This window comes from Nocardiopsis halotolerans DSM 44410, from assembly GCF_000341065.1.
GTDB lineage: Bacteria > Actinomycetota > Actinomycetes > Streptosporangiales > Streptosporangiaceae > Nocardiopsis > Nocardiopsis halotolerans.
Genome location: NZ_ANAX01000139.1, coordinates 1 through 19327, shown reverse-complemented (window position 1 = coordinate 19327; position 19327 = coordinate 1). Strand labels below are relative to the sequence as shown.

At 70.8% G+C, this 19327-nt stretch carries 17 protein-coding genes; 1 reads left to right on the top strand and 16 read right to left on the bottom strand.

The annotated features are described in order from the left end of the window. From D455_RS0110345 to D455_RS0110275, 15 genes are all read right to left on the bottom strand, one after another. The coding region (locus tag D455_RS0110345) for a magnesium chelatase domain-containing protein (protein ID WP_026122496.1) at nt 1-643 on the bottom strand (643 nt) is incomplete at its 3' end. Beyond that, nucleotides 643-1008 (bottom strand): YraN family protein, encoded by a 366-nt coding sequence (locus tag D455_RS0110340; protein ID WP_026122495.1) that lies wholly within the window; start codon nt 1006-1008, stop codon nt 643-645. The genes D455_RS0110345 and D455_RS0110340, both read right to left, overlap by 1 nt. Before the next feature lie 107 nt (nt 1009-1115). Next, nucleotides 1116-1445, bottom strand: coding sequence for a DUF2469 domain-containing protein (locus tag D455_RS0110335; protein ID WP_017570650.1), 330 nt, complete (start codon nt 1443-1445; stop codon nt 1116-1118). Nucleotides 1446-1725: 280 nt separating this feature from the next. Next, entirely contained in the window at nt 1726-2601 is an 876-nt protein-coding gene (gene lepB / locus D455_RS0110330) for a signal peptidase I (RefSeq protein ID WP_017570649.1), read from the bottom strand. A gap of 76 nt (nt 2602-2677) precedes the next feature. Beyond that, a complete protein-coding gene (rplS, locus tag D455_RS0110325; RefSeq protein WP_017570648.1) occupies nt 2678-3037 on the bottom strand; it encodes a 50S ribosomal protein L19 in 360 nt (119 codons plus the stop codon). A 183-nt stretch (nt 3038-3220) separates the two neighbouring features. Next, a complete protein-coding gene (gene trmD / locus D455_RS0110320; protein WP_017570647.1) occupies nt 3221-3985 on the bottom strand; it encodes a tRNA (guanosine(37)-N1)-methyltransferase TrmD in 765 nt (254 codons plus the stop codon). 10 nt (nt 3986-3995) lie between these two features. Further along, a complete protein-coding gene (gene rimM, locus D455_RS0110315; protein ID WP_017570646.1) occupies nt 3996-4508 on the bottom strand; it encodes a ribosome maturation factor RimM in 513 nt (170 codons plus the stop codon). Nucleotides 4509-4629: 121 nt separating this feature from the next. Further along, nucleotides 4630-4872, bottom strand: coding sequence for an RNA-binding protein (locus D455_RS0110310; RefSeq protein WP_017570645.1), 243 nt, complete (start codon nt 4870-4872; stop codon nt 4630-4632). A 1-nt stretch (nt 4873) separates the two neighbouring features. Next, the gene (rpsP, locus tag D455_RS0110305) at nt 4874-5338 is read right to left on the bottom strand and encodes a 30S ribosomal protein S16 (protein WP_017570644.1); all 465 of its coding nucleotides are present in this window, start codon (nt 5336-5338) and stop codon (nt 4874-4876) included. 373 nt (nt 5339-5711) lie between these two features. After that, entirely contained in the window at nt 5712-7313 is a 1602-nt protein-coding gene (ffh, locus tag D455_RS0110300; RefSeq protein WP_017570643.1) for a signal recognition particle protein, read from the bottom strand. Between the two features lie 244 nt (nt 7314-7557). Next, nucleotides 7558-8778, bottom strand: a complete 1221-nt coding sequence (locus D455_RS0110295; RefSeq protein WP_017570642.1) for a hypothetical protein — start codon at nt 8776-8778, stop codon at nt 7558-7560. 403 nt (nt 8779-9181) lie between these two features. Beyond that, complete coding sequence (locus tag D455_RS0110290; RefSeq protein ID WP_017570641.1) at nt 9182-10606, bottom strand: ammonium transporter; 1425 nt, start codon at nt 10604-10606, stop codon at nt 9182-9184. Between the two features lie 358 nt (nt 10607-10964). Further along, nucleotides 10965-12170: a signal recognition particle-docking protein FtsY gene (gene ftsY, locus D455_RS0110285; RefSeq protein WP_017570640.1), complete on the bottom strand. Its 1206-nt coding sequence runs from the start codon at nt 12168-12170 to the stop codon at nt 10965-10967. A 51-nt stretch (nt 12171-12221) separates the two neighbouring features. Next, the gene (locus D455_RS0110280) at nt 12222-13256 is read right to left on the bottom strand and encodes a FecCD family ABC transporter permease (protein WP_017570639.1); all 1035 of its coding nucleotides are present in this window, start codon (nt 13254-13256) and stop codon (nt 12222-12224) included. A gap of 163 nt (nt 13257-13419) precedes the next feature. Beyond that, a complete protein-coding gene (locus D455_RS0110275) occupies nt 13420-14421 on the bottom strand; it encodes an ABC transporter substrate-binding protein (RefSeq protein ID WP_017570638.1) in 1002 nt (333 codons plus the stop codon). A 624-nt stretch (nt 14422-15045) separates the two neighbouring features. Here D455_RS0110275 and D455_RS0110270 point away from each other — a divergent pair. Next, nucleotides 15046-17697 (top strand): S8 family serine peptidase, encoded by a 2652-nt coding sequence (locus tag D455_RS0110270; RefSeq protein ID WP_026122494.1) that lies wholly within the window; start codon nt 15046-15048, stop codon nt 17695-17697. A gap of 105 nt (nt 17698-17802) precedes the next feature. Here D455_RS0110270 and D455_RS0110265 read toward each other — a convergent pair. Next, nucleotides 17803-19327: AAA family ATPase (locus D455_RS0110265; RefSeq protein WP_017570636.1), on the bottom strand; the 1525-nt coding region annotated here is incomplete at its 5' end.

Genomic DNA, 19327 nt, shown 5'->3' with positions numbered 1-19327 from the left:
CGCCCGCCGCGATCTCCACCGCGCGGCGGGCCACCGGCTGGCCCAGGACGTCGGCCAGGTCGGGTCCCTGGTCCCGCGGCTCGCGGGGCCGGGGCGGGTCGGCCTCCGCGGCGTCCTCCACGAGGGGGTCCTCCCCGCGCAACCACTGGCACAGGTCCATGAGGCTGTCCACCGCCGTCACCTCGACGTCGGGCACCAGACGGGCCTCGGCCGCGTTGCCCCGCGCGACGACGAACCTGCGGTATCCCTGCTCCGCGGCCGACACCACGGCCGGGAGCACCCCCAGTACCGGACGGGCGCGCCCGTCCAGACCCAGTTCCGCGATGAGGACGGTGCCCTCCAGCCGCTCCACCGGTACCGAGCCCGCCGCCGCGAGGACGGCACCGGCGATGGCGAGGTCGAAGAGGCTGCCCGCCTTGGGCAGGCTGGCCGGGGACAGGCTGATGACGATCTGGCCGCTGGGCCACTCCTCGCCGCTGTTGACGACGGCCGCGCGGATGCGGTCCCTGGCCTCGCGGAGCGCGGCGTCGGGCAGTCCCACCAGGGTCACCCCGAAGTCGCCGCCGCCCAGGTGCACCTCCACCTCGACGATGTGCCCCTGGACACCCAGCAGGGTGATGCAGTGGGTGCGGGCGAGCGTCATCATGCCATCCCCCGTTCGTGGGAGACGAACACGCGTCCGCCGCTGAGCAGGACGCAGACGCCGTCCACCCGCAGGGGATGGGCGGGGACCCGGTGCCGGGCCGCCCAGGCGCGTCCGAGACGGCGCAGACGGCGCCGCTTGTCCGGGGTGATGGCCTCCCCCGGATACCCGTACCGGACCGAGGTGCGGGTCTTGACCTCGGCGATGACCAGGACGGGACCGTCCCGGGCCACGATGTCGATCTCCCCGTCGGGGATGCGCCAGTTACGGGCGACCACCCGCATCCCGGCGCGTCGGAGGAAGGCCACGGCGAGGTCCTCGCCACGACCGCCCACTGTCCTTCGGTACTCGGCCCACCGGTCCAAGGTCGACCACCTCCCGTAACCACGGTCGGTGATCCCCGGTCACTGCGCCAGAGCGGATTCCCTCCTGTGGACAACCGGGGCCGGGCATCCCGGCGACCGGTCCCGGGTCAGCTCCGACCACCCCCATCGGTGGGCGGCATCTCCAGGTCGGCCTTGGTGATCTCCTCGACGTTGACGTCCTTGAACGTCACCACGCGCACGTTGCGGACGAACCTGGCCGGGCGGTACATGTCCCAGACCCAGGCGTCCTCCATCACGACCTCGAAGTACATCTCCCCGTTCTCGGTCGAACGCGGCTGGAGGTCGACGTGGTTGGTCAGGTAGAAGCGCCGCTCGGTCTCCACCACGTAGCTGAACAGACCGACGACGTCCCGGTACTCGCGATAGAGCTGGAGCTCCATCTCGGCCTCGTACTTCTCCAGGTCCTCAGAACTCATCCACGCGCTCGCTTTCGTCGCACTCTCCGGTCGAGGTGTGCCAGTTCCCCTCCACCCGGACAACGCCGGCGCCGGGGGTGTTCCCGACCCTCGGCCGTCTCGGGCGCCGGGGAACGCCGATACGGTCCAGATCCATCATGCGTCACAAAAGTGTTCCGTGTACCCCGCCGTGCGAATTTCTTCGACGGATCCGCCCGCGCGCGGCGGGTGTTCCCCCTCCGAAGCACGCGGCGGCGGACGCCTCCGGCCGGCGCCGCGGGCCTTCCCGGCCCCGCGCGCGTCAGCCGTCCGAGGCGTTGAGTTCCTCGAAGGTCTCCGGAACGCCCAGTGTCCCCATCTGGCTGACCGGCCAGATGATCACGAAAGCACGGCCCACGACGTGGTCGATGGGCACCGCGCCGTTGCCGGGGTTGTTCTGGTTCAGCCGCGAGTCGGCGGAGATCGCCCGGTGGTCCCCCATGAGCCACAGGTGTCCCTCGGGCACCTCGATCGGTCCGAACTCGGTGTGGGTGGCCAGGCTGCCCGGGTACAGGTAGTCCTCCTCTTCCAGGGGGACTCCGTTGACCAGGACGCGGTTCTGCTCGTCGCAGCACTCCACGGTGTCGCCGGGCAGGCCGATGACCCGCTTGATGTACTCCTTGCCCGTGGGCGCCGCGCCCAGCTGCTGCTGCACCCAGGTGAAGGCGGCCGAGACCGGGTTGGTGGGCTCGGGCACCCGCACGGCGTTCGGGTCGTCCCACGACCCGTCGCCGTCGAAGACGATCACCTCGCCGCGCCTGATGTCGCGGAACTCGTAGACGACCTTGTTGACGAGCACCCGGTCCCCGACGAGCAGGGTGTTCTCCATCGAGGTGGAGGGGATGTAGAAGGCCTGGACCAACCAGGTCCTGATCACGAACGCCAGGACCACGGCGATCACGATCAGGATGGGGAGTTCCTTCCAGAACGACCCCTTCTTCTCACCGCTCTGGGACTTGGTCATCTCGGTGTCCGCCCCCTCCTCCGTCTCCTCGCCGTCGGTACCGGAGACAGCACTGGCTCCCGAGCTCTCCTGAGCTCGGGAGCCAGTGGCGGAGTCGTGCTCCTCCGGACCGGGCTGAGCGGATTCCTCGTCGTGAACCCCGTCCGAGCCGAGGTCCTTCTCGTCTTTGCTCATCGAGCCGAAGCCTATCCTGCCTCCCTGCCGGGAGCGGAGAGATTCGACACGGAAAAACGTCGGAGGACGCCTGCGGCTACTTGGCGGCGGGCTCGCGGCGCTCGCGGATGCGCGCGGCCTTGCCCCGCAGCTCGCGCAGGTAGTACAGCTTGGCGCGACGCACGCGGCCGCGGGCGACGACCTCGTACTTCTCGACGGCCGGGGTGTGGATCGGGAAGGTCCGCTCCACGCCGACGCCGTAGCTCACCTTGCGAATGGTGAAGGTCTCGCGGTTGCCCGAGCCCTGGCGGCGGATGACGACGCCCTTGAAGACCTGGACACGGGTACGGTTGCCCTCGGTCACACGGACGTGGACGTTGAGGGTGTCACCCGGACGGAACTCCGGGACGTCGGAACGCAGCTGGGCCTTCTCCAGCTCCTGAATGGCGGTGTGCATCTCGCGAATCCTCATCGATAGCGCTCCGCGTCCTGTTCCCGGAGGGGAAGGGGTGCGCGGGCGAAAGCCCTACAGGGTTACAAGCTCGAACCGCCCGGGTGACCGTCACAGAGGCCGACGTCGTGCCGCCGGCATGCGGATGCCGCCGGTCACCAGGGGGGAACCTCACCAGTTTGCCACATGTCAGGTGGCGTCCCGAACGGACTCCTCCGCCAGGACCTCCCGGTCGCGCCGGTCCAGCGCCTCCTCGGGCAGTTCCTCCACCAGTTCGGGGCGGTTGCGCGCGGTCCTGCGCAGTGCCTGGTCACGGCGCCAGCGGTCCACGGCGCCGTGGTTGCCCGACAACAGCACGGGCGGCACCTCCTGGCCGCGCCACGCGGCGGGCTTGGTGTAGACCGGCCCCTCCACCAGGTTCTCCATGCCCCCGGAGGCGAACGAGTCCTGCACGGCCGACGCGGTGTTGCCGAGGACGCCCGGCAGCAGCCGGGTGACGGCCTCCACCATCACCAGCGTCGCGGACTCTCCGCCGTTGAGCACGTAGTCGCCGATGCTGATCTCCTCGACCGGCATCCGCCGCGCGGCGTCCGCCGCGACCCGGGAGTCGATGCCCTCGTAGCGGCCGCATCCGAAGACCAGCCGCTCCTCCCTGGCCAGGCGTTCGGCGTCGGCCTGGCGGAAGGGGCGGCCGCTGGGGGTGGGCAGGATCAGCCGCGCGGGTTCCTCGCCCACGACCTCGTCCAGCGCCTCACCCCACGGCTCGGGCTTCATCACCATGCCCGGGCCGCCGCCGTAGGGGGTGTCGTCCACGGTGTTGTGCCGGTCGTGGGTCCAGGAGCGCAGGTCGTGCACACGCACGTCGAGCAGCCCGGCCACGCGGGCCCTGCCGATCAGGGACAGGTCCAGGGGGCCGAAGTAGTCGGGGAAGATGCTGATGATGTCGATGCGCACGGCGCGCCCTTCATTCGGCGAGGTCGAGCAGGCCGGGCGGAGGGTCGAGGACGATCCGGCCTCCGGCCACGTCGACCTCGGGTACCAGGGCGGCGACGAAGGGCACGAGCACCTCGCCGCCCCCGGGGGTGGCGACGACCAGCAGGTCCTGCGCGTGGTGGACCACGTCCTCCACCGTGCCGACGGGCTCCCCGCCCGTGGTCACCGCGGTCAGGCCGATGAGCTCGTGGTCGTGGAACTCGTCCGGGTCGTCCAGGGGGGCGATGTCCTCGGAGTCCACGAGCAGGGTGGTACCGCGCAGCCCTTCGGCGGCGTCGCGGTCGGTCACGCCCTTGAACCGCACCAACAGGCGTCCGCTGTGGCGGCGCGTGGAGGAGACGGTCAGCGGACCGGCCCCGGGCGGATCGGTGGCCAGCACGGAGCCGTCGGCGAACCGGGCCGCGGGGTCGTCCGTGCGCACGTCGACGGCGACGTCACCGCGGACGCCGTGCGCGCGGCCGATCCGGCCGACAACGAGTCGCATGGGAATCTTCCGTCCTTCCGCCCTCCCCGCCGGGAGCGGGGAGAAAACTGTGCCCGGGGCGGTGGCCCCGGGCACGGTTGTGGGGCACCGACCGCCAGCGGTCGGCGCCCCGGGAGGCGCGTCAGCGCACTTCGTGTAGGTCCAGCAGGTCCACGCGGACGTAACGGCCCCCGGCCAGGGCGCCGATGACGGTCCGCAGAGCCTTGGCGGTACGGCCGTTGCGGCCGATCACCTTGCCAAGGTCGTCAGGGTGGACCCGGACCTCCAGGACTTTGCCCTTGCGGAGCCTCTTGGCTCTCACCTGGACATCGTCGGAGTTCGCAACGATCCCCTTCACGAGGTGCTCAAGCGCCTCTTCCAGCACGTCAGGCCTCGCCCTCGGACTTCTCAGCCTCGGCGGTCTCGGCGGGCTTGTCCGCCTTGTCCGCCTTGTCCGCCTTCTTCTCGGACTTCCTGGCCTTGCCCTTGCCCTCGGAGCCGGGGAGCACGAGCTCCTTCAGCGCGGCCTGGAAGGCCGCCTCCTTGGCCTCGGGGTCCTTGGCCTCGGCGACCTGGAGCGGAGCCGGGGCGGGCAGGCCCTTGAACTTCTGCCAGTCACCGGTCTTGCGCAGGAGGACCTTGACCGCGTCGGAGGGCTGGGCGCCCACGGACAGCCAGTACTGGACCCGCTCGGAGTTGACCTCGATGAAGCTCGGGTGCTCCTTGGGGTGGTACTTGCCGATCTCCTCGATCGCCTTGCCGTCACGCTTGTTGCGGGCGTCGGCGACGATGACTCGGTACTGGGGCGTACGGATCTTACCCATACGCTTGAGCTTCAGTTTGACAGCCACTGGAGTGGTCTTCTCCCGATTAACGGTGTGAGGCGCCCGTCGGCGAAACCACGTGGGGTTGCGGTACCCGACGGGACAGACGTGGGTGACGAGCTAGTTAGAGGGCTGGCTCGGCACCGTTAGTCGACTACTCATTGTGCCAGACGCGGACGTGTTCCCCGGACACGACACCAGCGACGGGCCGAACCGGGAGGGGCGGCCCGTCCCCGGAACGTAGACGGGCCGCCGGACCNGCGGCTCGCCGACGGGGGCGAGCGCCGCGGGCGGGCCGGTGGCCCACCCGCGTCCGCGGTGCGGGGCGGCTGGCGGCGCCACAGGCATGGTAGCGCCGCGCCCCTCGGGAGAGGGGCGGAAGGGGCCGACAGCCGTCGTCCTACTTGTTCTTCGGCAGCTTGAAGTTCGACAGGTCGGGCATGTTGGGGCCGCCCAGACCGGGCGGGAGCGTGGGCTGGCCGCCGCCCAGGCCGGGGGGCAGCTGCGGCGTCTGCTGCTGGCCGCCGCCCTCCTCCTGACGGCGCTGGCGCTCGGCGGCGCGCTCGGCCTCCTGCTGGCGGGCCTTCATCGGGTTACCGCTGCGCTGCTTGCCCTTCTTCGCCTTCTTGGCCTGGGACTTGGCCTTCTTGCGGTTGCCTCCGCCACCCGCACCGGGCATCCCGGGCATACCCGGCATGCCGCCGTTCTTCATCTTGCGCATCATCTTCTGCGCCTCGAAGAAGCGGGTGACCAGGCCGTTGACATCGCTGACCTGGGTGCCCGAACCGTTGGCGATACGCAGGCGGCGCGACCCGTTGATCATCTTCGGGTTCGAGCGCTCGCCCGGGGTCATCGACTGGATGATCGCCTGGATGCGGTCCAGGTCCTTGTCGTCGATGCTGTCGATCTGCTCACGCATCTGCCCCATGCCCGGCATCATGCCGAGCAGGTTGCCGATCGGGCCGAGCTTGCGGACCATCGACATCTGCTGGAGGAAGTCGTCCAGCGTGAAGTCCTCGTCCGAGGCCATGGTCGAGGCCATCTTCTCGACCTCGGCCTCGTCGAACTGGCTCTGCGCCTGCTCGATGAGCGTGAGCACGTCACCCATGTCCAGGATGCGCGAGGCCATCCGGTCCGGGTGGAAGAGGTTGAAGTCCTCCAGCTTCTCACCGGTGGACGCGAACATGATGGGGCGCCCGGTGATGTGCCGGATGGACAGGGCGGCACCGCCGCGCGCGTCGCCGTCGAGCTTGGTGAGGGCGACCGCGTCGTAGCCGACGCCGTCGAGGAAGGCCTGCGCGGTGTTGACCGCGTCCTGACCGATCATCGCGTCGACGACGAACAGGATCTCGTCCGGGTCGACCGCGTCGCGGATGTCCGCGGCCTGCTGCATCATCTCGCTGTCCACACCGAGGCGGCCCGCGGTGTCGATGATCACCACGTTGTGGTTGTTGCGACGGGCGTGCTCGATGGACTCGCGGGCGACCTGGACCGGGTCGCCGACGCCGTTGCCGGGCTCGGGCGCGAACACGGGAGTCCCGGCGCGCTCACCGACCACCTGGAGCTGCGTGACGGCGTTGGGGCGCTGGAGGTCGGCGGCGACCAGCATCGGGGTGTTGCGGTCGGCGGCCAGCCATCTGGCGAGCTTGCCCGCCAGGGTGGTCTTACCGGCGCCCTGGAGACCCGCGAGCATGATCACGGTCGGCGGGTTCTTGGCGAAGCGGATCTGCCGGGTCTCGCCACCGAGGATCTCGATCAGTTCCTCGTTGACGATCTTGATGACCTGCTGGGCCGGGTTGAGGGCCTTGGAGACCTCCTCGCCCCGCGCGCGCTCCTTGATCCGCGCGATGAACTCGCGCACCACCGGCAGCGCGACGTCCGCCTCCAGCAGCGCGAGACGGATCTCCCGCGCGGTCGCGTTGATGTCCTCCTCGGACAGCCGCCCTTTACCGCGCAGCGAGGAGAAGACCGATGTCAGCCGGTCGGAAAGCGTCTCGAACACGAGTGTGGCCAGTCCTTCGTCTCGGAATTGGTCTCCCAGCCTACCCGCCTCACGTCACCCGGGAGTATCACGTGACGGGCAGGATCCTGATACGGGTGGAGGGCGGGGCCACCGCCCCGCCCTCCGTCTCGCCTCCGCCGTGCCGGTGCCGTGACCGGGAGGGCGCACCGGCCCCGCCTCGTCGTGCGGAACCCCGGCGGCGCCCGAACCAGCCCCCTGGGGTGAACGTTCCGAGGAACAGGCCCTAGTCGCCCTCGCCCTCGCCCGTACTCGGGCTCTCCGAGGGCTCGGAGGAGGCGTCGCCGCCCGACAGGGTGGCCTCGCGCTGCTCGCTGAGGGCCGCCAGCATGTCCTCCTGCTGGCCGCCGGTCAGCCCGCGCGTGGACAGCTGCGCCTCACCGTCGATGGTGTAGGTCTGCTGGGTGGAGCTGACGATGTTGTAGTCGGCGCCGCACGACAGTTCCAGCGTCTCCCCCGCCTTCAGCGTGCCGCTGTCGTTGCACGTCTGCTCACCGATCTCGGCGTTGCTGAACGTGACGTCCATCCGGACGGCCACCTCGCCGCTGCCGTCACCGCCCGAGTCCTGCACGGTGCCGCTCCAGGTGCAGTTGGGCCCGTCCTCACACGACATGCTGGGGCTGCCCTCCCAGCCCACCTCGATGCGGGCGTCGCGGGAGCCGGTCAGCTCCTCCTCGGCCGCGGCGATGGCACCGTCGTAGAGCTCCTCGACGGCGGCGGTGTCGGCCTCGGCCAGGTCCAGGCGGACCTGCGGGCCCGCCTCGGCGCCCTCGGGGACGAGTTCCTCGATGGCGATGCGCTGGATCTGCTTGGTCTCCGCGTTGATCCACACCTGGTTGCGCTCGCCCGCCAGGTCGACCCGGTAGGTGAGCGTGCCGTCCAGGTTCTCCTCGACGGCCTCCTCCGACTCCAGCTCGATGCCGCCCAGGATGGCGGAGAGCGTCGGCGGAGCCAGGGTGGCGCTCGGGTTGAACCCGGCCTGGGACGCGGAGGCGCGCACCCAGTTCCCGTCGAAGTCGTCGAAGTCGGGTCCGAAGACGCCCTGGTCGAGCCAGAAGGCCTCCGGCGCGCGGAGGAAGAGCTTGCTGTCGGCACCGAGGAGCTCGGCCTCGACGCTGTTGGCGCGGACGGTGCCGCTGGCCGTGCCGCTGTCGGCGACGGTCAGCGAGGCGTCGCGCACGTCGGCGGAACCGACGCTCTCGGCCACCTGCCCCGTGGCGGTGAGCGCCGGGTACTCGGCCAGGGCCGCCAGGGCCTCCTCCATCAGCGGAGCGGCGGCGACCGGCTCGGCGGGCTCGGGGCTGGGTTGTTCCTCGCCGCCGCCGGGACGCAGGTGGCTGAGGTCGATGGAGCACCCGGCCAAACCGAGCGCGAGGACCGCGCCCGCGGCGGCGAGCGCGACGCGCTTGCCTCGGCGGCGGCCCGTGTTGGAACTAACCGGTGCCATCTTGCCTCCTGACCCCGAGGGGCACTGTACGAATCAGCATGGTTTCCGGGTGGTGGGCGGGGTGGACACACCGATCCCCGACCGTTCGTGGCGTGAGACGCGGATACGCGGTTCCGGGTTCTGCCTGGTGCCCCTTGGGAGAGGAAACCCCGAGGAGGGAGCCGGAACGCGATCCTCGGCGGGCCCGTCGGCCAGGCGTCCCGTACCGGGCTTCGGAGCGCCCACAGAACACGCTCCACCGCCGTATCGCTCAGAGGGTACCGAACGTCCACACAGGCCATGGCCAATACGGAACCACGAATGCCCACACAGGCCGCGAAAGTGTCACAGCCCACGGGCTCCGAACACACGAACGAGGCTGACGGGGACTCCTCCCCGTCAGCCTCTGGAACACCTCACCGGGTCAGTGGCCCGGAGCCCGCGACCTCGACGCTGAGGACTGGACTCCGGCCTTCGGCGAGGCCGTCTCCCCGCCCGGAGGCGTCGGCGGGGAGACCGCTTCTGCTTCCTCACCGCCCGGAGGCGTCGGCGAGGAGACCGCTGCTGCTTCTGCCTCTGCCTCCAGCTCGTCGAGCTCGTCGAAGGCGTAGGCGGACTCGGCGTGCAGCTCGTGGTCCAGCCCGTTCGTCTCGACCTCCTCGGGGATACGGAAGCCCATGATGAGGTCGATCACCTTGGCGATGACCCAGGTGGCGGCGAAGGAGTAGAGCATGACGCCGACGACCGCGACGGTCTGGACGGCGAGGAGGCCGACGCCTCCGCCGTAGAGCAGGCCGTCGGAGCCGCCGGTGACGCCCGCGGCCAGGAGGCCCAGCACCAGGGAGCCGATGACACCGCCGACCATGTGGATGCCCACGACGTCGAGCGCGTCGTCGTACCGGAACTTGAACTTCCAGCTGATGGCGTAGGCGCAGACCGCGCCGGACAGCGCGCCGACGGCGATCGCGCCCAGCGGGGTGACGTTGGCGGCGGCCGGGGTGATGGCGACCAGGCCCGCGACGGCGCCGGAGGCGAAGCCCAGGGCGCTGACCTTGCCGTAGCGGAAGCGCTCGACGAGCATCCAGGCGCAGATGGCGGCGGCGGTGGCCACCTGGGTGTTGACCAGGGCCAGCGCGGCGGTGCCGTCGGCGGCGTAGGCGGACCCGGCGTTGAAACCGAACCAGCCGAACCACAGCAGCGCGGCGCCCAGCAGAACGAACGGCAGGTTGTGGGGGCGCATCGACTCGGAACCGAAGCCCTTGCGGCGGCCGAGGACGAAGGTCAGGGCCAGCGCGGCGGCACCGGCGTTGATGTGGACGGCGGTACCGCCCGCGAAGTCGATGACCGCGTAGCCGCCGATCTCCAGCTCCTCGATCCAGCCCTCGCCCCAGACCCAGTGGGCGACGGGGAAGTAGACCAGGAGCGCCCAGACCGGGGTGAACAGGAGCCAGGCGCCGAACTTGGCGCGGTCGGCGATGGCGCCGCTGATCAGGGCGACGGTGATGACCGCGAACATCATCTGGAACCCGGCGTCGACCAGGAGCGGGTAGCCCCCGCTCCCGTCCTCCGCCGCGGGCTCGACCTCACCGATCAGGTTGGTGAGTCCGACGTGGTCGAGGCCGCCGACGAACATGTCGAGCGCTCCGGGACCGTCGGAGTAGGTGAGTGAGTGGCCGATGACGACCCAGAGCACACTCACGACCGCGATGCTCACGAAACTCATCAGCATCATGTTGAGGACGCTCTTGGCCCGCGACATGCCTCCGTAGAAGAAGGCCAGGCCCGGGGTCATGAGCATCACGAGGGCTGCGCTGATCAGCAGCCACGCCGTGTTGCCGGAGTCAGTCATTACGTCGCCTCCATGGAACGGACGGGGGATCTCTGTGTCTGTGAGGGCGGCGGTCAGCGAGCGCGTCATCGGGCCGATGCGGAACACCACGGAGGCAACTGTCCGACCGGGGTGTTTCTCCACGTGAGCCGACGTGTTGCGCCCGGGTAAAAGGACGGACGGCCGTGTTAAGGCGTCGTGAACCGTGTCCGGGCGGACCCCGCCCGGGGAGGGTGCCGGGCGGCTCCGACACCTCCCTCCGGGGGTCCGTCACGTGACACGCGTCACGGGCACGGCCTCCGGACACACGCTCCGGACACACGAACGCGGCCGGGCACCCGCGTCGGGGTGCCCGGCCGCGTGCCGGTGCGACGTACGCTCAGTCGTTCGACAGGATCGCGTCCACGAAGACCTCGGGGTCGAAGGGCGCCAGGTCGTCGGGGCCCTCGCCGAGGCCCACGAGCTTGACCGGCACGCCCAGCTCCCGCTGGACCTGCACGATGATGCCGCCCTTGGCGGTGCCGTCCAGCTTGGTCAGCGCGATACCGGTCACGTTCACGACCTCGCCGAACACCCGGGCCTGGCGCAGGCCGTTCTGCCCGGTGGTCGCGTCCAGGACGAGCAGGACCTCGTCCACCTGGGTCTTCTTCTCCACGACCCGCTTGACCTTGCCCAGTTCGTCCATCAGGCCGGTCTTGGTGTGCAGACGCCCGGCGGTGTCGATGATGACGGTGTCGGCGCCCTCCTCGATGCCGCGCGAGACGGCGTCGAAGGCCACGCTGGCGGGGTCGGCGCCCTCCTCCTTGCGCACGACCGGGGCGCCCACCCGGCTCCCCCAGGTCTGGAGCTGCTCACTGGCGGCGGCGCGGAAGGTGTCGGCTGCGCCGAGCACCACGCTGCGGCCGTCGCCGACCAGGACGCGCGCCAGCTTGCCGGTGGTGGTGGTCTTGCCGGTGCCGTTGACCCCCACGACCATGACCACGGCCGGGCGGTCGCCGTGCGGCTCGGTGCTGACGGCGCGGTCGGCCTCGGTCCTGATCTGCGCGAGGAGTTCCTCACGCAGCAGCCCGCGCACCTCGTCCGTGCCGCGGGTGCCGAGGACCTTGACGCGGGTGCGCAGGTTCTCCACGATCTGCGTGGCGGAGGACACACCGATGTCGGCGGTGATGAGGGTGTCCTCGATCTCCTCCCAGGTGTCCTCGTCCAGGGAGTCCGAGGAGAGGAGGTTGAGCAGCCCCTGGCCGAAGGAACTCTGCGAGCGGGCCAGCCGCGCGCGCAGGCGCACCATGCGCCCGGCCGAGGGCGGCGGTGTCTCCACCTCCGGTTCCGCGGGCCTGACGGGTTCCTCGACCGGCTCGACGGCCTCCTCCGTGGGCGGCGGCGCCTGGGCGGGGGGCGTGGCGACGGTCCCCGTGTCCCGTTCTCGGTCCTCCACGGCGGTCGACCCGGCGGCCGCCCCTGTGGCCTCGGGCTTGGTCTCGTCCTTGCCCGGTTTGACCGAGCGCCGGGTCGTGACCAGGAAGAATCCGCCGGCGGCCAGAAGCACGACGGCGATGATGATGGCAACGAGCAAGGTGATGTCCATAGCGCCACCAGTCTCCCAGAGTGTGGGACGCGTTGGCGTCAGGCGGGTGTCTCAGGCGCTGCGATGACGTGTGGTGCGCAGGATGAGCACGAAGAAGGGTGCGCCGAGGAAGGCGGTGACCACGCCGATCGGCAGCTCGGCGGGGGCGATGAGGATCCGGGCGACGATGTCCACCAGGATCAGGAAGGCGGCGCCGAAGAGCACGGTGACCGGCAGGATCGCCCGGTAGTTGGAACCCACCAGGCGGCGCACGATGTGCGGGACGACGATCCCCACGAAGCCGATCAGCCCGCTCACCGACACGGCGGCGGCGGTGGCCAGCGACGCGGCGCTGATCACCACGACGCGCACGATCCCCGGGTTCAGTCCCAGGCTGACCGCCTTGTCGTCGCCCAGGGCGAGCATGTCGAGGAGGTACCCGCAGAGGAGCAGGACGATCAGCCCGACCACCGCGTACGGCGCGACCAGGCGCACGTCGTCCCATCCGCCCCGGCCGATCCCTCCGAGCAGCCAGGCGAAGATGCGCTGGAGCTCGTCCACGCCGATCTGCTGGACGAGGGTCTGCGCGGCGGACAGGAAGGAGGAGACGGCCACGCCCGCCAGGACGAGCGCGGCGGTGCCGCCGCCGCCCGCGGTGGAGCCGAGCAGGTAGGCGGCGGCCACGCCGGCCAGGGCGCCCAGGAACGCGGCGGCCGGCACCAGGGCGCGCGGGGAGTCGCTGAACTGCTGGCCGAAGACGATGACCACGGTCGCGCCGAGCCCGGCGCCGGAGGCGGCGCCGAGGAGGTAGGGATCGGCCAGCGGGTTGCGGAACACGCCCTGGTAGGCACCGCCCGCGGTGGCCAGGAGGGCCCCGACGACGGCGCCCACCACCACGCGGGGCAGGCGCAGCTCCACCAGCACGGCCGCCTCCCGCTCGGTCAGCGGGGAGCTGATGTCCAACGGCAGGAGGCTGAGCAGGTGGAGGGCGATGTCGGGCGCCGACAGGGAGGCCGCGCCCGCGGAGACGCCGAGCAGGGCGGCCACGGCCAGCGCGACCAGGCCGCCCGCGACCCATCCGACGGGGAACCCGACACCCCTTGTCACGCCGGGTCCCGTTTCTTGGACAAGGTCTCAACCAGGGGGAGGTTGTTCGGGCGCCCACGGGGTTCTGGAGGCGACGGAGGCGAGACGACGGGTACTGCGCCGCAGGCCTCCGTTGAGGGTGGTGGCCCGCCCCTGCGCGAAGCGGAGGCCCCGGAAAACACTGCTAGCTCCCCGCGTTCTCGATGACGGCCTGGCCGACCAGCTCGGCGAACTCGACCACGCGCGGCCCCCATCGGGAGGCGATGTCGGCGTCGAGGAGGTAGACGGCGTCGTTCTGGACCGCGGTGATGGTGTCGAAGGCGGGGCGCTCGGCGACCTGGGTGACGGTCGACTCGTCTCCGTAGGACAGGAAGATCAGGTCGGGGTTCTGCTCGACGACGTACTCCTGGGACAGCTGCGGGTAGCCGCTCGCGGACCCGTCCTCGTCGGCGGCGTCGGCGATGTTGACCAGGCCGAAGGACTCGTAGATCTGGCCGACGAAGGTGTTGGAGGTGGCGGAGTAGGAGGTCTCGTCGAGCTCCTGGTAGAAGGTCAGCCCGCCGCCCTCGGTCTCCTCGCACACGTTCTCGACGATCTCGGTGAACTCGTTCTCGACCCGGGTGGCCTCGGCGTCGGCCTCCTCGGTGTTGCCGGTGACGTCGCCGAGCATGCGGATCTGGGCGTAGGTGTCCTCCAGGTCCTCGGCGGCGTCGATGACCAGTGACGGGATCCCGACGGCGTCCAGCTGATCGGCGGTCGCCTCGGCGCTGTGGGCGAGCAGGACGAGGTCGGGGTCGTACTCGGTGACGGCCTCCACGCTGGGCTCGAAGCCGCTCAGGTCGGTGTCGGGGGCCTCCTCCGGATAGGTCGAGTACTCGTCGGCGGCCTCGACCCGGTCACCAGCGCCGATGGCGAAGAGCATCTCGGTGTGGCTCGGCGACAGGGAGACGATCCGCTGGGGCTCCTCCTCGATGCTCACCTCACCGGTGACGTCGGTGACGGTGACGGGGAAGGTGCCGTCGCCCACGGTGGGGCGGTCGGGGTCGGGCTCGGGGACCCCGCAGGTGTGGGAGGCCTCCTGGGCGGTCGGTTCGGTCCCGGTCGCACCGCCGTCCTGCGCACCGCAGGCGGTCAGGGCGAGCACGGCGCCGAGGAGGGCCGGGGAGAGGTGGCGTGCGGTCCGCACGGTGCTCCTTGTCGGGCGGGGGGAAGGAGCACGCTCCCGAGGGACACGGCCTGCCCTTCCCACGAGGACGGGGACGTCGGCGTCGGGAAGGCGACCTGGCTCGTCCCCCGGAGGGGCCTCACAGTTGCGGGACAGCGCCGGGTTGGGCGGCCGGTTGTGGCCGCGGTACCGGACTTCGCTCCGTCGACACCGGGCGGGCCGCCCGTGGGCGGCCCGACGACTCCAGCCTACTCGGCCCGCCGTACGACCCCGTAGGCCCCTCGGTGGCTACTCTGGCCTGCGCGTTCTCCACAACGACCGCGCCTTTTCCACGAAGGGGACCGGAAGACTGAGGGCCACCCCTTCACACCCTTTTATCCCTTTCATCGCCATAAGTGAAGAATGACCGTTTTGCTAATCCCTGTGAGCCATCAGGACTTTTCCTGTAGCTATGTGGCCAGATTGAGTCTTGGTGAACATTGACACTTTCATGGCGCACGGCAATGATCTCGTTGCTATGCGCGCCGATTAACCGATCACGGACATGAAGCGGCGTATCCCCCTGCGCGTCACAGCCGTACCCAGCGGGGTACACCGCTCCCCCGGTGTCCTGAGGCGCGCACCGAGAAGGGATGTGTTGACAAGGTGGTACCCCACCGAACGCGCCTGGCATCGCTCGCCGGGTTGACCCTCGTCGCGGGACTGGTCGCGACCCCGCCTGCGAGCGCCGACGAGGCTTCCGAGATCGCCCCCCTGCACCCCGCCCCCTCCGCCGAGAACGGCGAACTGACCCACCAGGCGAACGGCCTGTGGTTCATCGAACTCCAGAGTCCGCCCACCACCGAGGGCACCTCCTCGGAGCGGGTCGAGAGCGAACACGCGCGGTTCCGGACCGAGGCCGAGGGCCACGGCCTGGAGTACACCGAACGGCACTCGTTCAGCGACCTCTGGAACGGCTTCTCCGTCGAGATGGACGACGCCCAGGTCGGCACCGCCCGGGAGATCCCCGGCGTCAGCGCCGTCTACCCCGTCGTCACCTACGAGATCCCCGAAACCGAGGACAACGCCCCCGACCTGGACACCGCACTGCCGATGACCGGGGCCGACATCGCGCAGAACGAACTCGGCCTGACCGGTGAGGGCCTGCGTGTGGCCGTCATGGACACCGGCATCGACTACACCCACCCCGACCTGGGCGGCGGCGGCTTCCCCAACGAACGCGTGGTCACCGGCTACGACTTCGTCGGCGACGACTTCAACGCGGGCGACCCCAGCACCGTGCCCGTCCCCGACGAGGACCCCCAGGACTGCCACGGCCACGGCACCCACGTGGCCGGGATCGTGGGCGCCGAGGGCGAGGTCACCGGCGTCGCGCCCGGCGTGGACTTCGGCGCCTACAAGGTGTTCGGGTGCGGCGGCTCCACCACCTCCGACATCATGATCGCCGCCATGGAGCAGGCCCTGGCCGACGACATGGACGTGCTCAACATGAGCATCGGCTCGGCGCACTCCTGGCCGCAGTACCCGACCGCGGTCGCCGCCGACAACCTGGTCGACGAGGGCATGGTCGTGGTCGCCTCCATCGGCAACGAGGGCTCCACCGGCCTGTACTCCTCGGGCGCCCCCGGCCTGGGCGAGGACGTCATCGGCGTCGCCTCCTACGACAACACCCACATCCAGGCCGCCTCGGTGACCGCCAACCCCAGCGGCGAGACCATCGCCTACATGGAGATGGGCGAGGCCTCCCCGCCGCCCACCTCCGGTGAGACCGACGAACTCGTCCACGTCGGGCGGGGATGTCCGTCCCTGGGCGACGAACTGGAAGCCGACCCCGAGGGCAGGACCGCCCTGATGGTCCGCGGCGAGTGCACCTTCGCCGAGAAGTACGACGCGGCCATGGCCGCGGGCGCCACCGGCGTGGTCATGTACAACAACGTCCCCGGTATGTTCGCCGGCGGCGGCATCGTGGACCAGGGGGCGTTCGCCATCGGGATCTCCGCCACCTCCGGAGCCCACCTGAGGGAGCTCCTCGAGGGCGGCGAGCCCGTCACCCTGACCTGGACCGGCGAGACCACCACCGTCCCGAACCCGACCGGCGGACTGATCAGCTCCTTCAGCTCCTACGGCCTGTCCCCCGACCTGGCCCTGAAGCCGGACATCGGCGCGCCGGGCGGCCTGATCAACTCCACCTACCCCGTGGACAAGGGAAGCTACGCCACCATCAGCGGCACCTCGATGTCCTCGCCGCACGTGGCGGGCGGCGTCGCCCTGCTGCTGGAGGCACGACCCGACCTGGGCGCGCACGAGGTCCGCGACGTCCTCCAGAACAGCTCCGACCCGAAGGCCTGGTGGGGCAGCCCCGACGCCGGGTACCTGGACAACGTCCACCGCCAGGGCGCGGGCATGCTCGACGTCCCCGGCGCGGTGTTGGCCAGCACCACCGTGACCCCCGGCAAACTGTCCCTCGGCGCCACCGAGGGCGAGGTGACCGAGACGATCACCATCACCAACGACGGTGACGGGGAGGCCACCTACGAACTGGGCCACGAGAGCGCCCTGGGCACCCACGGCGACACCTTCACCCCCAGCTACAACGACGCCTCCGCCGAGGTGGCCTTCGACAGCGACGAGGTGACCGTCGCCCCCGGTGAGTCGGTCGAGGTGCGGGTGACCTTCACCCCGCCCGCCCAGGACTTCGAGCAGATGATCTACGGCGGGTACGTCTCCGTGACCGAGACGGGCGGGGAGACCTACCGGGTGCCCTACGCCGCCTACAACGGCGACTACCAGCAGATCGACGCCATGACCCCGATCACCAACGGCGACGGCGAGGTGCTCGAACTGCCGTGGCTGACCCGGATCACCGGCTGTGGGGCCTTCTCCGGCCTGGAGTGCGTGAGCGAGGGCGGCGGCACGTTCGAGAACCAGCCCGACGGCGCCACCTACACGCTGGAGTGGGTCGACGGCCTGCCGGACGTCCCGTACGTCATCGCGCACTTCGACCACCACGTCACGCGGCTGGAGATGACCGTCATCGACGAGCGCACCGGGCGCCCGGTGCACCCGGACCGCAACGTCGCCGTGGCGGTGGACCACGTGCACCGCAGCGCGACCGGAACGTCGTTCTTCAGCTACGCGTGGGACGGCACGGTCCTGGACCGGCACGGCCGGATCACGCCCGTCCGGGACGGTGACTACAGCCTGGAGGTCCGCGCGCTGAAGGCGCTCGGCGACCCGGACAACCCCGACCACTGGGAGACCTGGACCTCCCCGGTCATCACCATCGCGCGGGGCTAGCCGCGTCCCCTCGGGCGCCGCCCGCCGTCGCCCGTCGGGGCGCTCCGTGCGGTACTTCCCCCCTTCGGGGCCGTCCTCCCGCGGGAGGGCGGCCCCGGCCGCGTGTCAGGCGGGGGAGCGCTCGATCTTCTGGCTGATCACCTGGGAGATGCCGTCGCCCTGCATGGTCACTCCGTACAGCGCGTCGGCCGCCTCCATGGTGCGCTTCTGGTGGGTGATCACGATCAGCTGCGAGGAGGCCCGCAGCTCCTCGAAGATCACCAGCAGCCGCTGGAGGTTGGTGTCGTCCAGGGCCGCCTCGACCTCGTCCATCACGTAGAACGGGGACGGCCGCGCCTTGAAGATCGCGGCGAGGAACGCGACCGCGGTCAGGGACCGCTCACCGCCGGAGAGCAGCGACAACCGCTTGACCTTCTTGCCCGGCGGGCGGGCCTCCACCTCGATGCCGGTGGTGAGCATGTCCTCGGGCGAGGTGAGCAGGAGCCTTCCCTCACCGCCGGGGAACAACCGCCCGAAGATCGCCGCGAACTCCCGCTCCACGTCCAGGTAGGCGGCGGAGAACACCTCCTGCACCCGGGCGTCGACCTCCTGGACGATGTCCATCAGGTCCCTGCGGGTCTTCTTCAGGTCCTCCAGCTGGGCGTTGAGGAACGCGTGCCGCTCCTCCAGCGCCGCGAACTCCTCCAGCGCGAGCGGGTTGATCTTGCCCAGCTGGTTGAGCTGGCGTTCGGCGGCCCTGGCCCGCTTGGTCTGCACCTCGCGTACGTACGGCAGCGGGACGGCGTCCTCACCGGCGTCGGCGGGCGGGGGAACGGGAACGCGCGGACCGTACTCGGCGACGAGGGTGGGCACGTCGACGCCCATCTCCTCCACCGCCCTGGTCTCCAGCTGCTCCAGGCGCATGCGGCGCTCGGCCCGGGCCACCTCCCCGCTGTGCGCCGAACTGGTCAGCTTCTCCAGGTCCACGGACAGCTCGCGGACCCGGGAGCGCACCGCCCTGAGCTCGGCGTCGCGCGCCTCCTTCTCCGCCTCGGCGGTGCTCCGCTCGCTCTCGGCCGCGGCCAGGGACACCGCGATCCGCTCCAGGGACATCCGGGCGCTCTCGGCGACCGCCTCGGCGATCGTGGCCTGCGCGGCACGGGTACGGCGGCGCTCGGCTGCGCGCTCCATGGCGCGGCGCTCCTCGAAGGCCTGGGCGCGCAGCCGCTCGGCGCGACCGGCGATCGACCGGACGCGCTCCTCGGCGGTGCGTACCGACAGGCGGCGCTCCATCTCGGTGGCGCGGGCGCGCGAGGCCTGGGCGGCGAGCTCGTCGCGGGTCTCGGCGTCGGGGGCGTCCTCCTCGATGGAGGCGGCCACCTCCTCGGCCTCGGCCAGCTCCTCCTCCAGCCGGGCCAGTTTCCCGGCCTCCTCGCCGCGCGCGTCGGCGGCCTTGGCGGCGGCGGCCGCGTACCGCTCGGACTCGGCCTCGGCGGAACGGGCCTGCCCGCCCAGCTTGCCGAGCCGCTGTGCGGACTCGTTGCGCCTGCGGTCGCCCTGGCGGCGGCGCGCGGTCAGCTCCTCGACCTCGGCGGCCAGTGCGGCACGCTCCCGCTCACTCTCCGCCAGGTCCGCGGCGATCCGCTCGGCG

What these genes read in the sequence shown, in the direction of transcription:
- rplS (WP_017570648.1), bottom strand. Translation starts at nt 3,037, where the DNA reads ATGCACACCGCCATTCAGGAGCTGGAGAAGGCCCAGCTGCGTTCCGAC.
- D455_RS0110290 (WP_017570641.1), bottom strand. Translation starts at nt 10,606, where the DNA reads ATGACTGACTCCGGCAACACGGCGTGGCTGCTGATCAGCGCAGCCCTC.
- D455_RS0110335 (WP_017570650.1), bottom strand. Translation starts at nt 1,445, where the DNA reads ATGAGTTCTGAGGACCTGGAGAAGTACGAGGCCGAGATGGAGCTCCAG.
- ftsY (WP_017570640.1), bottom strand. Translation starts at nt 12,170, where the DNA reads ATGGACATCACCTTGCTCGTTGCCATCATCATCGCCGTCGTGCTTCTG.
- lepB (WP_017570649.1), bottom strand. Translation starts at nt 2,601, where the DNA reads ATGAGCAAAGACGAGAAGGACCTCGGCTCGGACGGGGTTCACGACGAG.
- D455_RS0110295 (WP_017570642.1), bottom strand. Translation starts at nt 8,778, where the DNA reads ATGGCACCGGTTAGTTCCAACACGGGCCGCCGCCGAGGCAAGCGCGTC.
- rimM (WP_017570646.1), bottom strand. Translation starts at nt 4,508, where the DNA reads ATGCGACTCGTTGTCGGCCGGATCGGCCGCGCGCACGGCGTCCGCGGT.